This window comes from Parvularcula mediterranea (genome assembly GCF_013085255.1).
Taxonomy (GTDB): domain Bacteria; phylum Pseudomonadota; class Alphaproteobacteria; order Caulobacterales; family Parvularculaceae; genus Parvularcula; species Parvularcula mediterranea.
Map to the genome: position 1 here is coordinate 1,185,358 of NZ_JABFCX010000003.1, position 13,097 is coordinate 1,198,454.

Here is a 13,097-nt window from a genome sequence, read left to right on the forward strand (position 1 = left end):
ACCTAGGTTGCGCAAAAGCTGGGTAGCTCGCATTCGGTTGTCAGGCCCCGACTAGCCAATGGTTGCGCAAATTTTCGCATCCTTGCATAAGTACGCTTTGGTGCGTACTCATGCGTACCATGTCCGATTTCAATGCCGATCCCTGGCACTTCCATCGACGCGAGCTGGCTGAGCGCACGGTCCTCGCTCTTACCAAGGGTCCGACGAAGGCCCTGACCCTTTTCGCTCCCCGGCGGAAGGGCAAGACGGAGTTCCTGCGCAAAGACCTGACCCCCGCTGCCGAGAAAGAGGGGCACGTGGTCGTCTACATCAGCTTCTGGGACCCGCTGGAGCCTCTTGCGCTGCTCGTCGACGCCCTCGAGCAGGCGGTCGCGAGAAAGACGATCACAGGAAAGGCGGGAGCTGCGGTTCGGCGGATCACCCCGAAGCTGAAGCTGTCCGCCAAACTGCCGGGTACCGGCGCGGGCGGGGAGATCGACCTGTCGCAGATTCCGCCGGAGACGAGAACCAGCCTCGTCGCCCATGTCGACACGCTTCTTGGTCGCCTCGAGAAGCCGAAGCGTAAGACGATCCTGCTGCTCGACGAAGTCCAGGAACTGGCGCGGCGGGAGCGCGACGAAGGGCTCGTGGCCGCGCTCCGCACGTCGCTTGATGTCCGTAGCGACGGCCTCAGCACGGTCTTCACCGGCAGCTCCCGCGAAGGTCTGCGTACGATGTTCTCAGCGTCCAAGGCGCCGTTCTTTCATTTTGGGAGCCAGTTCGATCTGGAGCCTCTGGGCGACGAGTTCGTCGATCACCTGATCGCTCGGGTCCTCGAGCTGAACGGCACGGCCTTGGACCGGGAGGTGGCGATCGAAGCCTACCGGTCCCTCGGCCGATCCCCCTACCATTTTCGAGCTCTGATAGAGGACATTGTTCTCAGGCCCGACCTGTCGATCGAAGATGCTCTGGTGGCGTACCGGCGGCGGCTCGCAGCGAAGCAGGGCTACGATACGTTCTGGCTCGGACTTAAGCCGCTTCACCGAGCCCTGCTCGGAGCCCTCGCAACCGAGTACCCACCCTTTGGTGCAGAGGCATCCGCCATGATCGAGAGCGAGACCGGCAAAGAGCCGGCAAAATCGACCGTGCAGCGCGCGCTCGCATCTCTAGCCGATCAGGGCATCATTGATCGCTGGGACGGCGACTGGCGTTTTGCCGACGATGAGCTCCGGATCTGGCTCTCCGCAGAGAGGGTATGACGGGACTCAGCGCGAAAAATGACGTCAGATTTTGCTACAGATAATTTTCGCTTTTTGCTATGTTTCTAACTAGAGGTAATAGTGCAAGCCATTGAACGATATGCCTATATTAGGTTTAGTTGAAGCGCATCGCCGCCGCTAGCTCGCATGATCTGTTTCCCCTCCGAAGAAGCGGTTTAAAACTGTCTCCGTCCGGTCTTTGACTTCACGCGTTGGATCATTCGCAAGGTGCGCGTACCTCGCTGTCGTTTGAACTTGCTTGTGCCCGAGAAGGGCACCGATCATTGGAAGCGAGGCGCCCTGGTTTGCCGCCACGGAGGCGAAACTGTGCCTAAGGTCGTGAAGGCGAACGTCATCGAGGCCAGCCGCATCTCGAATAGCGCGCCACGGTTTCTGAATGTTGACCAGCCGAGAGCCGACGCGCTGACCACAGAAGACATACGGGTTGCCTTCCTTGCGAGGAAGTCGAAGGAGTAGGGCGACTTCTGTATCGGAAAGAAGTACCGGCTTCGCCCCAGTCTTCGAGTCGCGAAGCAACAGCAGCTTACGCTCAAAATCGACGTCTCTCCACTGAAGGTCGAGAACCTCACCGAGACGAGCGCCGGTCAGCGCGAGTAGGCGAATGGCATTCACGACATACGTGCTTGCCGTCTTGCCATCGGCAGCGTCCAAGGCCTGCCCAAGTCGGTGCATCTCGTCGGTCGACAGATACCGATCTCGCTTTGTCTCACGATAGAATTTTACCTCGCGGCAAGGATTGGTATTTCGTTCGCGTACCCCCCAATCCTCTGCCTTCGTGCACATGTGAGAGACAAGGGCCACCACACGGTTGGCAAGCGTCGGTTTCGCTTTGAGAGACCGGTGGAGGCGCCGCACGTCTTCACCGTCGAGGTCGGTGATAAGAATTCGTCCGAGTTTGGGACGGACATGGTTTTTGAGATTGTATCGGTCGCTCGAGGCCGAAGAGGGCTTTTTGTAAAGCTCGATCCAGTCTCGATCATAGCGGTCGGCGAACTCGCTGACGGTAAGGCCTTCTCGACGTTCGGCCTTCTTAGCTGCAGGATCTCCGCCTGCTCGGATCTCGAAGAATAATTCGGCGGCGCGTTTGCGTGCCGCATCCGGGGTCCAAGGCTTGCCGTGCTCTCCGATCGTGAGCCATCTTTGCCTGTCACCGGCCCGATACTTCAGAACGTAGAAGGCTGCCCCACTCTTGCGGCGACGGCAGCCGAAACCCTTCAACTCTGAGTCCCATGCTGTGCTGCCGACCGGGACCGCATCGACAATGCGCTTCGTCAAACGGCTCATAATCAACGGTCCCGAAATTGAGGTTGCTCTCGACGTGAGGGTACGAAGCTGGCAACCACATGGCAACCAAATTAGCGGAATTCATAGCTATCAGTAGGCATCAAAAACGAAGCAAAAATCTCAAAAAACAGCTGATTTGCAATAGCTTAACTACATAGCATAAAGCTTCAAAAATGCGCCAAAAATTGATTGTGGATCAAGAGGTCGTAGGTTCGATTCCCACAGGCGGTACCATTTTCCCTTTTGAAAACATGCCTCTGCGTTGCGCTATCGGCCTCGCTGGAGTTCCTGTGCCCTGTCTCCTATAGGTCGAACAAAGACCGAGGGAGACACCATGACTACAATTACCGAGCTGCGCGTCAGGCGCGGCGACCTCGCCAACTCCGAAATCGCAGAATACCAGCATCAGGGCCTCGAAGACGGCGAAGCGCTCCTCGAAGTTGAGCGCTTCGGCCTCACCGCCAACAACGTCACCTACGGCATTGTCGGCGAGCAGATCGGCTACTGGCAGTTCTTCCCGACCCCGGACGCGCCGGAGACAGGCATCATCCCCGTCTGGGGCTTCGGCAAGGTGGTGGCGTCCAAAAGCGCTGACCTCGCCGAGGGCGAAGAGCTCTACGGATACTTCCCGATGGGCAGCCATATGGTGATCAAGCCCAAGCGCCGGGGCGCCAACGTCATGGACACCTCGCCCCACCGCGCCCAGCTGCCACCAGCCTACAATGCTTACCGCCTGACCGCAGAAGAAAACGATGCCGTCCGTGAGCGGAAGGATGCACGCGCCGTCCTCTTCCCGCTTTTTGCGACCTCCTACATCATCGCCGACTGGCTCGAAGATAATGACTTCTTCGGTGCCGAGCAGGTGGTGGTGACCAGCGCCTCCTCCAAGACAAGCTTCGGAACAGGTCACACGATCAAGCGGCTCGGCAAGGGCCTGCCCGTCATCGGCCTCACCTCGCCCCACCGCAAGGAATTCGTCCGTGAGCTGAAGGCCTTCGACGAAGTCCTCGGCTATGACGAGGTCGCCGAGATCGCCGACAAACCCACAGCGTTCGTCGACATGTCCGGCAACGCCGAGGTCATCACGGGCGTCCACAAGCACCTGGGCGACAACGTCAAGAACTCCGCCATCGTCGGCGCGACCCACTGGCAGGCCCCGCGCCAGCGCGAGCCGCTCCCCGGCGCCAAGCCGACCATGTTCTTCGCCCCGGCCCAGATCCAGAAGCGCGACACCGAACGCGGCGCGGGTGCTCTCATGGGCGATGCGCTCGGCGCATGGGTCGCGATCTCCGACGGCCTCGGCGACCGGCTGGTCTATGAGCACCTGAAGGGCCCGAAGGACGTCCAGCAGGTCTGGACCGACACGGTGAAAGGCGAAGTCGACCCGAGCCGCGGCATCGTCTGCTCCTTCTGAAACCCTTGACCCTCGGCGGGTGAGCCGCTTCACCCGCTGAAGGCACCACGGGAGAGGTCACTATGGCGAAGATTACGCCGGTCATCATGGCTGGGGGCAGCGGCACGCGCCTCTGGCCCTTGTCGCGCAAGAGCCAGCCGAAGCAGTTCCAGCCCATCGTCAGTGAAGAGACGATGCTGGCCGAGACGCTCGCCAGGGTCACGGGTGATGAGTACACCGCACCGGCGGTCATCGGCTCAGTCCCCCACCGCGCGATGATCGAAGAGGCGCTGCCCGCAGGCGCGCCGGTGGTTCTCGAACCCTTCGGCAAGAACACCGCGCCGGCCGCCATCTGCGCCGCGCTGCTCGTGGCGGAACGCGACGCAGAGGGTCTCGTCCTTCTTCTGCCTGCAGATCATCACATCGCTGACATTCCTGCCTTCACCGAGGCCGTCTCCCGCGGCGTCGAGGCGGCGGAGAAGGGCTATCTCGTCACCCTGGGCATCACGCCCGAGGGCCCAGAGACGGGCTATGGCTACATCAAGGGCGGCGAAAAGCTCACGGGCGGAACCTTCAAGGTCGAGCGGTTCGTCGAAAAACCAGACCGTCCGACAGCGGAAGGTTACCTCGCCGAAGGCGGCTACTCCTGGAACGCGGGCATCTTTCTCTACCGCGCGTCGGACCTGCTAGCAGAGGCCGAAAAGCTCGTTCCTGACATGCTGGCTAAGACCCGCGCAGCCTACGATGCAGGCCCCCGCGACGGCGCGACGCTCACCCTGCCCGAAGACCTCTTCGCAGAGGTCCCGAGCGACTCGATCGACTACGCGATCATGGAAGCCACCGACAAGGCTGCGGTCGTCAGTCCCGTGACGATCGGCTGGAACGATATCGGCTCATGGTCCGCGGTCAAGGACTTCGCCGACCCGATGGTCAGTGAGGGGAGCATCGCTATTGACTGCGAGAACACGCTGATCCGCGCTTCGGGCGATGCGCCCATGGTCGCCGCGGTAGGTCTCAAGGACATGGTCGTCGTCTCGACCCCCGACGCCGTCCTCATCCTACCTTCGGAGCGCAGCCAGGACGTCAAATCCATCGTGGAAGCCCTCAAGGCAGCAAAGCGCGGCGAGCTGCTCTAGCCCGCTGCCATCAGCGTCTTGAGGAGCGCCTCGGTGGCATCGTCCGCGGGGATGAATTGCTCAATCACCAGCTGCTCCACCATCGCGTCCTGCGGCGTGCCGAAGGAGAGGAGCACGGTGATCCAGCTTGTCTCCTGCCCAAGGAAATTGATCCGTATGGGAAGAACCGGCATCGACCCCGATGCCGGTTCGCTGCTGCCGATGACTGGGTCGGCCTCCGCCTCTGCGATCACGTCATGGAGGGGCGAGGAGGGGCCTTGTCCTGCCGCATCGTTCCTGAGCCGCGCAAGGAACGCGCGGGCCGTTTCGGGATAGTCGAGGATCATGTCCCTGTGCGGACCTTTTCTCAGGAACAGCCTCGCGACGTCCGTCCCTTCGTCTGCCTGAGGCGCGAGGGTCTTCAGCACCCCCCAGCCGAGCTGGTTCGCACGCAGCACTTCATACCGGCCATTGATCGCGTAGGAGGGAACGTTCCCCCCACTGAGGATACGGTCCACCACCGGGACAAGCGGCTCGGGGATCGCTTCGCCCCCATCATGCCAGCGCTGGGCAAAGCCCGCCGCGCCTAAGAGCCCGTTCCGCTCTCTCAAAGGCAAGTCCAGCGCCCGGGAAAGCCGCAGCACCATCGCCTCGGACGGCCACGAAACCCCGCGTTCAAGGCAGGACAAATGCCGCGCCGAGACCGAGGCGAGGCCAGCCAGCGCCTCCTGGCTCAACCGTCGCGTCTGCCGCCAGCGTTTCAGCTCCTGTCCAAACATGGGCTGAGACTACCAGAGGGCGCATCATCGGCGCCATGACCTCGTACATCATGGCCGCGATGACGTCGCCGTGGCTTTCTCAGGCCCACGTCAAACGATGGGAGCCATCATGGACTTAACAGCAATCATCCCGTTCGCAGGCCTCGCGGCCTTTTTGGTCATCGTCTTCGCGTCCGTCCTCGGTGACGGAAAGCCGACGGCCATGTCGTGGATCCTGCCAACCCTGATCCTCGCGATCTTCACCATCTTCTCCGTAATCGTCGTTGTTCAGGACGGCCCGCTCGGTTTCTGGGAAGAGCATGTGCTCGGCCTCTGGGGGAACCAGATCTGGCTCGACCTCCTGATCGCGCTGGGCATGACCCTGATTCTGCTCGCGCCGCGGGCGAGAGCGGTGGGCATGCGCCCCGTGCTCTACGCGCTTCTCACCTGCTGCACAGGCTCGATCGGCACCCTCGCGCTCTTCGGAAGGTTGCGTTATCTCGAATACAAGTCTGCAGGCTGATTATTTCAGCGAAGCGAGAAGGTCGCCGGGCTTCTGGCCCCAGACGGCCTTCACCGTGTTGTCCCTGCCGCAAAGACCGCGATAGACGCCGTAGCGGCGGGGGTTCTTCATGTAATAGTCCTGGTGATAGTCCTCGGCAGGCCAGAACTGCGGCTTGGCAAGGATGGGCGTGACGATCTTGCGGCCGATCTCCGTCTCGCCCTTGGCGATGATCACCTCGAGATATTCCTGCTCACGCTCGGTGCCGTAGTAGACCGCCGTTGTATAACCAAAACCCCGGTCACAGAACTGCCCGCCATTATCCGTCACGTCGATCGTCCGGATAAAGACAGTCATGATCTCCTCGAAGCTGATCTCCTCAGGATCATACTGAACGAGTGCGACCTCGCGGTGGCCGTTCTTGGAATAGTTCTGATAGGTCGGGTTCGGAACATCTCCGCCGGCATAGCCGGAGATCACGTCCTTCACGCCCGCCAGCTTCTCAAGGTCCGCCTCGACACACCAGAAGCAGCCCCCCGCCACCATGAGCTCGGCGAGCTCGTCTGGCGTCTCGACCTCCTGGGTCCGAGCCTCGTTCATGCCGCAGGCGGCAAGGAGGCTGAAAAGGGTAGCGATGATCGTGGTGCGCATAAGGCGGCTTTCTGGTCCTGAGGGGAAGCTATGCCTCCCTGTTCGCAGTCAGGTGAGACTACGTTACAGGTGAGAATAACTGAAAGCGCAAAAAGGTTCCCTGCGGCAAGGCAGCCGAGGGCCTTAGAACCTCCTGGAGATGCTGAGCGCGCCGAACTTCTGGCTGTCCTGCTGGGCTTCGAACTCGCGGGTCCTCAGGACGTAGGTGAAGGTCACCTGCGCGCTGCCCATCTGCAGCGCGACCCCGCCCTGCGTATCCCCGACGATCACCCGGCGCTCAACGCTAGGCCCGCTGTCCCGGAAGAGGGAGTTGTCGAGGAAGATGTTGTGCGCCACCGCCTCGACCTGCCCGCCGGCAAAGATGTACCAGCTCCGCCGGTCCTTCGGCGTGAAGAAGCCTGAGCCTGCCGTCGAAGGCCGCACCCTGGGAGGGCCAAAGCCATTGGTCAGGTTCTCGCCGATGCGAATGTTCCCGCCGACCCGGCCGGCGGTCTTCACCGTTCCGGCGCTGAAGCCCATGTTCCAGACGCAGTCCCAGCCCATGCCGAGGATCCCCAGCCCCGAATGCGCAATCCTGCGTTGCTGGTCGTAGGTCACGTTCAGGCCGACAGCCGTGTCGATCTGGTTGTCCCAGCCGTTCGACTTCTCCCGCCCCGTGATCGAGTGGGTGAAGTCCTGGGTCTCCTCGCCCAGCGCCTGGGGTCCCACGACGCCCATCTGCACCGAGATCTGGTCGACCCGCCCCGGCTGCTCCACCAGCGAGGTGTACTCCCCATAGAGGTAGGCGCCGTAAGGGTGCTGGTCCGGCAGCAGTGCCGAGGCCTCAAGGTCCCGCGGGGTGTAGATCTCCTGCGCAATCGAAAACCCGCGCCGCCAGCGCATCTTCGAAGGATCACCGTTCAGGCCCAGCACCCGCTGCGCCACGAACCGTCCCGTGCGCCCCAGCCGCTCATTGCCGCTCAAATATCCGAGCCGCAGCCCGCTCGTATAATTGTCGTCCTCGCCGAAATAGCCGTCATTCTCGATCGCCACCGTCCACGTCGCCCGGCCATCGGGTGCCACCACGTCCTGGGCCGAAGCCGTGCCGAGAGCGAGGGCGGCAACGCCCCCTGCCAAAATCGCTTTCACGCTGAAAAGCCTTTCAGATCTGAGATCCCCGCCGGGGAGCATAGCGCAAATGTCCCACCTGCCCATGACCGAAAAAAGGCAAACACGTCAGAAGGGAACCCTCCCTGCGACACGATACCCCTTCATCTTGTGGACAAACAGCGTTTCTCTTCTCCCCGGCCACAAGATATCGTGGCACCCGAGGAATCAAACTAGGGGAAGAATCCCCGACCGTCCGCTCTAGGAGAAGCACCATGTTCGACGCCCTTGATAACGGCAAGCTGCCCGGCCTGATGACCCCGTCCAAGGGCTACAAGCCGCACCGCTACCCCTGGGCGTTCGACTATTGGAAGAAGCAGCAGCAGGTCCACTGGATGCCGGAGGAAGTGCCCCTCGGTGAGGACTGCAAGGACTGGGCGCGCGCCCTCTCGGACGGTGAGCGGAACCTCCTCACACAGATCTTCCGCTTCTTCACCCAGTCCGATGTCGAGGTGAACGACAACTACATGGAGCGCTACGCCCGGGTCTTCAAACCGGTCGAAGTGAAGATGATGCTGTCGGCCTTCTCCAACATGGAGACGATCCACGTCGCCGCCTACGCGCTCCTGCTCGAGACGATCGGTATGCCGGAGTCCGAGTTCTCCGCCTTCCTCGACTACAAGGAAATGTCGGACAAGCACGACTATATGGGCCAGTTCGGCGTCGAGACCGAGGCCGACATCGCCCGCACCGTCGCCATGTTCGGTGCGTTCACGGAGGGTCTCCAGCTCTTCGCATCCTTCGCTATGCTGATGAATTTCCCGCGCCAGAACAAGATGAAGGGCATGGGCCAGATCGTCACCTGGTCGATCCGTGACGAGAGCCTCCACTGCGAGGGCATGATCAAGCTCTTCCACACCTTCGCCCAGGAAACGAACTGCCTGACCAAGGGCGTGGCCGACGACATCGTCGACTGCTGCAAGACCGTGGTGGGTCTTGAGGACCGCTTCATCGACCTCGCCTTCGAGGCCGGCGACATCCCCGGCATGACCCCGGACGACATCAAGTCCTACATCCGCCACATCGCCGACTGGCGCCTCCAGCAACTCGGCCTCCCGGAAGTGTACGGAGTTTCCAAGCACCCCCTCCCTTGGCTGAGAGAAATGCTCAACGGCGTCGAACACGCCAACTTCTTCGAAGCCCGGGCCACGGAGTATTCGAAGGGCGCGACGCAGGGTGCCTGGCACGGCGCAGAAGGTGTGTGGGCGCAGTTTGAGAAGATTAAGGGATGAGCACATTTTGGGAAGTGCGGGAAGCGATCGCCGAATGTATTTCCCAGTTTCGCTTTGTTGAGGCTGAATTGAGCGCGAAGACCCGATCGCGCTTATTCGGGGCTCTCGATGCCTTGCGGGATGCGAATTCAGCGGTCCGAGCCTACCCAGATGCGATAACAAACGCCCCCAGTTCGGGGGTCCTGGCATGCTATGGGTTCTTGCAAGCTCTCTATGTCATGCAGGATGCGGTCAAGTGCCTGTCTGAGTCGCTCGGCGTGAAGTTCGACCCACACGCCAATCCAGACACAGCAATCCTTCGGTCCGCTCGAAACGTAAGCGTTGGGCATCCTGCGCTGTCCTTTCGCCATGTAGATGGTCGAAAACACGACGCCTCGGGTATTATTCTGCATGACTCAATTACTGAGGAAGGCTTTGCCGTATACGTCTATTCACAGGTAGATGGAGGGCAGTTCGATGTTTCTTATGAGACCTCAATCGATAATTCGGAACGTGTACTCGGCTATCAACTTTTAAGGCTCTATCGTGAGTTGATAAGACGAGAAAAATCACACGCAAACAGGCTTATTGCGCTCGACCTCCGGGGGAAGTTCGAGAAGGGAGCGGGCTACCTGTGCGAGAAGCTTTTCTGCGATTTGCGCGATGGGTCGAGAACTGTCCAGGCGCGCTTGCACCTCAAAATGATCCGCGAACAGATTGGTGGGATGGTCGAGCTTTCCGGGAAAGCGTTAAAAGGGGCACTTCAGAGAACCGAAGCGATCTCAGTGATCAAGGCGACTCGCCAAATCGAGAAAATGCTGATGACGCCCGAGTGCCAAGAAATCTTCTGGGTGGCATGCGTCGGTCTGCGGCAAGAGTTCAAGGCGTTGGTCGAGCACTGTGTTTGTATAGATCGCTCCGCACGTAATTTTTTGTCTTCTGATTGGGCTAGAAACAGAGCCAAACGGCGCGCATTTAAAGAGCTTCAAACGAGACCAGTGGTGGAGATCGTTACCGGCGTTCTCCGCTCAGATTATCATCGAGCGTAGGGTGCATGAAGCCAAGGGCGGAATGCACCGCATTTACTCCCAAAAGGTGCATTTCGGCTTCGCCTCCATGCACCCTACGGTGAGAGCCTCGGGACCCAAAACGCCCGCACGCAGTGTGTTATCCCCGCACCCGCAAACCACCCCCATACTCACCTCATGCCGCGCCGTATCCAACGCTCGCTATCGCCCCTTGAGACCATCCGGCTACGGATTGAGAGGGAGAAACTCCTCCTCCTGCGGATCAAGCGTCAGAAGGAAGAGCGGCAGGAGCGTCGCCGCTCGCGCCCTGATGCTTTCGACCGCATGAGCGACAGTCTCGGCCGCGCCATCAGAAAATCCTAGAAAACTAATCCCCGCACCTCCCCCTGGTCCTAAGCTAGCCATCTCTCCCGCATAGCGGGCGCGCCGACGTCAACGGCCCGGTGGGAGAGCGGTGCTCCGCGTAAGGGTGGCCCTGACAAGCCATCCTTCGTGGACGAGAGTTTGAAGTGCTTAGCCGCCGGTCTCAAAAGCCCGCGGACATGGCCTCTCGCATAAAGCGCCGGGAGCGGACGGTTCGTCTGCGTACAATCTACTCTATGCGCGCAAACGAGCCGTTCGCTCCGCCCCCGCATATCATGAGATAACCGCCCAAGGGCGGCTTTTCGCGCTGGCTAGGGCCTAGCTTGCACCGCCTAGCATCCGGCCGACCCTGCGGCGGATGTTGGGGTCCGAGGCGATCAGCGTACCGTATCGCGACAGGAACTTGAGCGAGTTCCCGGCCGTCACGCCCACGCCCCTGAACGAGAACGGGTGCCGCGTCGCATCAAAGCCAAGGGCCTTCCGCTCACGGAACAGAACCTGGTCCGAAAGCCAAAGCTCAAACGGCTCCACCGAGCCCTTGGGCTTCTTCTCGCCGCTGCCATAGGACGTGTTGCGCCCAAGGCTCTCAAGCTCCAACCCTTCGTCCACAGACGTTCCGGCAAAAGTGTTCAGCCGAGCTATCTCCACCGAGGGCTGACGAACAATGTCATCGTACCGCAGAAGCAACGTCTGCTCCGGCATCTCCTCCGCCATCACCTCATAGGCACGGGCAGCCTTCCGCCAAGCAAAACTCTGCGCAGCAGGATGGTACCGCGCCCGCTCCGTATCATGCGGATAGAACTTGTACGAACGAAGCATCGACTTCGGATCACGAAGGTTGAAGATAAACTTCGCCTTCGGCCATTCCTTCAGCACACGTTCCTTATGCAGGTAATCCTGAGGAGTGTTCCAACCCCAAGTCGATTTCCCACAAGCTTTCGCAGCAGCAGAGATCACATCGTCGATCATCTCGGCCCAGTGCCCACGACGGATCGAAGGTCCATCGATCACCGACAGCGCACGCTCAAGCTGCTCAGGCGTCATCCGCGCCGTCCACTCGATGCGCTCAGGCAGGCCAACACCGGACTGCCGCTCGATCTTACCCCGCAGGTGCAGCCGCACAGCCTCGGCCTGCTCGTCATTCGCGAACCGGTCCCAGCTGCCCTGCTCATCAATGAGCTGCAGGATGTAGAGATCATTGAGGCAATAGGTGTCAGGACACTGATTGACGATAGCGTTCAGCAACGTCGATCCACTACGCGGCAGGCCGACGAGAAGAACGGGTTCCGAAGACAGCATCAAAAGCTCCACGCGAAGACAGGACGGCCTAACATATTGCACCGCCACAAACCGTTAAAGAGTGGGTGAGGCCCTATTCGAAGCAGGGCGCCAGATAGTCGGCAAAACGCTCAGGATTGAGCCGCTGGTTCATGGTCATCAGCGCGCCGCGCTCGGCCAGCCGCGTGGTGATGCAGCTCTGCCGGTCAGGGTCGGTGGCGAGCGCTTCGACCCCGGCTTCTGAGAGCTCGAGCCGTTCGGCGACCTGCTGGAGCTCTTCGGAGAGCGCAGGGACCTCGCGGACGAGCGGGCCGGCTTCAGCGATCCTCGGGCCAACGGTGGCGAGGCTCGCCTCGCGGCGCAGGCGGTCGGCAACGGCCGCTTCGAGGGCGTCTTCGCGCTCTTCGAGGAGGACGGACAAGGCCTCTTCATCGGCCGCCTCCACGCCTTGAAGTGTCTCGGCGGCGATGGCCCGTACGGCTTCTTCGGTGACGGGAGGAGCGGCTTCCAAGGCTTCGAGCCTTGCGGAGAGGGCAGCCACTTCGGATCTCAGGCGCCGTTGTTGCTCCTCCGCGGCGGCGAGCATGGCTGAGGCCGCTTCGAGCTCTGCCGTGATGGCTTCGGTTTGTGCCGGATTAACCGGTGATGGAGTGACCGCTTGGGGCTCTGTCACGACCTGCGCAGCGGCAGGCGCTGGCACGGTCACGCGGGGGTAGGCGAGGAGATAGGCCACGGGGATGACGGCGAGGAGCGCAGCCAGCCACTGGGTCCGCTCCTGGAGATAGCGACCGAAGGATGCCTTGAGGGTGAACCCGATGCCGAGGAGCAAGGCGATATTGAGGAGGCCACCAGCAGGGCCAAGGCCCACGCCGCAGCGTCCACCCTGGCAATAGGCGCGGAGCCCCGTGTCCAGAACGAAGAACAGGAGAACGACCACAGCCAGCCAGATCAGCGGCTCGCCAAGACGGGCTGCGAAAGCTGACTTCAACCAACGGCCCTTCTCGGCGAGACTGTTGGTCTCAACCTCAGGTTCTTGGGCGAAGGGCAGGTCAACGCCGGACATTCAGGGACTCCAAGTGCTCCGTCCCATATGGCCTGCAAAAGGCCTG

Annotated in this window: 13 protein-coding genes; 7 read left to right on the top strand and 6 right to left on the bottom strand. The window is 61.1% G+C overall.

The features are described from left to right. Positions 1-110: 110 nt before the first annotated feature. Positions 111-1,238 carry an ATP-binding protein gene (locus HK107_RS14650; protein WP_173201124.1) on the top strand — a complete coding sequence of 376 codons (1,128 nt, stop codon included), beginning with the start codon at positions 111-113 and terminating at the stop codon, positions 1,236-1,238. Between the two features lie 138 nt (positions 1,239-1,376). Here the strand turns inward: HK107_RS14650 and HK107_RS14655 are convergent, their stop codons facing one another. Continuing rightward, on the bottom strand, positions 1,377-2,543 hold the full coding sequence (locus tag HK107_RS14655) for a site-specific integrase (protein ID WP_173201126.1): 1,167 nt from the start codon (positions 2,541-2,543) through the stop codon (positions 1,377-1,379). A gap of 334 nt (positions 2,544-2,877) precedes the next feature. Here HK107_RS14655 and HK107_RS14660 point away from each other — a divergent pair, with 334 nt between their 5' ends. Continuing rightward, the gene (locus HK107_RS14660) at positions 2,878-3,957 is read left to right on the top strand and encodes a DUF2855 family protein (RefSeq protein ID WP_173201128.1); all 1,080 of its coding nucleotides are present in this window, start codon (positions 2,878-2,880) and stop codon (positions 3,955-3,957) included. A gap of 62 nt (positions 3,958-4,019) precedes the next feature. Next, a complete protein-coding gene (locus tag HK107_RS14665; RefSeq protein WP_173201130.1) occupies positions 4,020-5,072 on the top strand; it encodes a mannose-1-phosphate guanylyltransferase in 1,053 nt (350 codons plus the stop codon). Here the strand turns inward: HK107_RS14665 and HK107_RS14670 are convergent. Then, positions 5,069-5,830 carry a helix-turn-helix domain-containing protein gene (locus HK107_RS14670; RefSeq protein ID WP_173201132.1) on the bottom strand — a complete coding sequence of 254 codons (762 nt, stop codon included), beginning with the start codon at positions 5,828-5,830 and terminating at the stop codon, positions 5,069-5,071. The two genes, HK107_RS14665 and HK107_RS14670, sit on opposite strands and share 4 nt — an antisense overlap. A 109-nt stretch (positions 5,831-5,939) precedes the next feature. Between HK107_RS14670 and HK107_RS14675 the strand changes: the two genes are divergently transcribed. After that, a complete protein-coding gene (locus HK107_RS14675; protein ID WP_173201134.1) occupies positions 5,940-6,332 on the top strand; it encodes a hypothetical protein in 393 nt (130 codons plus the stop codon). Here the strand turns inward: HK107_RS14675 and msrA are convergent, their stop codons facing one another. Together msrA and HK107_RS14685 are read right to left on the bottom strand one after the other, a co-directional pair. Next, a complete protein-coding gene (gene msrA / locus HK107_RS14680) occupies positions 6,333-6,962 on the bottom strand; it encodes a peptide-methionine (S)-S-oxide reductase MsrA (protein ID WP_173201136.1) in 630 nt (209 codons plus the stop codon). It lies immediately after the preceding gene. Between the two features lie 123 nt (positions 6,963-7,085). Further along, positions 7,086-8,090: a lipid A deacylase LpxR family protein gene (locus tag HK107_RS14685; RefSeq protein ID WP_173201138.1), complete on the bottom strand. Its 1,005-nt coding sequence runs from the start codon at positions 8,088-8,090 to the stop codon at positions 7,086-7,088. Positions 8,091-8,323: 233 nt separating this feature from the next. On the opposite strand from HK107_RS14685, the gene HK107_RS14690 reads away from it, so the two are divergent. The 3 genes from HK107_RS14690 (at position 8,324) to HK107_RS14700 (ending at position 10,710) form a co-directional block, all read left to right on the top strand. Beyond that, on the top strand, positions 8,324-9,340 hold the full coding sequence (locus HK107_RS14690) for a ribonucleotide-diphosphate reductase subunit beta (protein WP_173201140.1): 1,017 nt from the start codon (positions 8,324-8,326) through the stop codon (positions 9,338-9,340). Continuing rightward, the gene (locus HK107_RS14695) at positions 9,337-10,368 is read left to right on the top strand and encodes a hypothetical protein (RefSeq protein WP_173201142.1); all 1,032 of its coding nucleotides are present in this window, start codon (positions 9,337-9,339) and stop codon (positions 10,366-10,368) included. The genes HK107_RS14690 and HK107_RS14695 overlap by 4 nt, the downstream gene beginning before the upstream one ends. 156 nt (positions 10,369-10,524) lie before the next feature. Beyond that, on the top strand, positions 10,525-10,710 hold the full coding sequence (locus HK107_RS14700; RefSeq protein WP_173201144.1) for a hypothetical protein: 186 nt from the start codon (positions 10,525-10,527) through the stop codon (positions 10,708-10,710). A gap of 318 nt (positions 10,711-11,028) precedes the next feature. Here HK107_RS14700 and HK107_RS14705 read toward each other — a convergent pair whose 3' ends face one another. Together HK107_RS14705 and HK107_RS14710 are read right to left on the bottom strand one after the other, a co-directional pair. Beyond that, entirely contained in the window at positions 11,029-12,009 is a 981-nt protein-coding gene (locus tag HK107_RS14705) for a sulfotransferase family protein (protein ID WP_173201146.1), read from the bottom strand. Between the two features lie 73 nt (positions 12,010-12,082). Next, positions 12,083-13,051 carry a hypothetical protein gene (locus tag HK107_RS14710; protein ID WP_173201148.1) on the bottom strand — a complete coding sequence of 323 codons (969 nt, stop codon included), beginning with the start codon at positions 13,049-13,051 and terminating at the stop codon, positions 12,083-12,085. Positions 13,052-13,097: the final 46 nt, after the last annotated feature.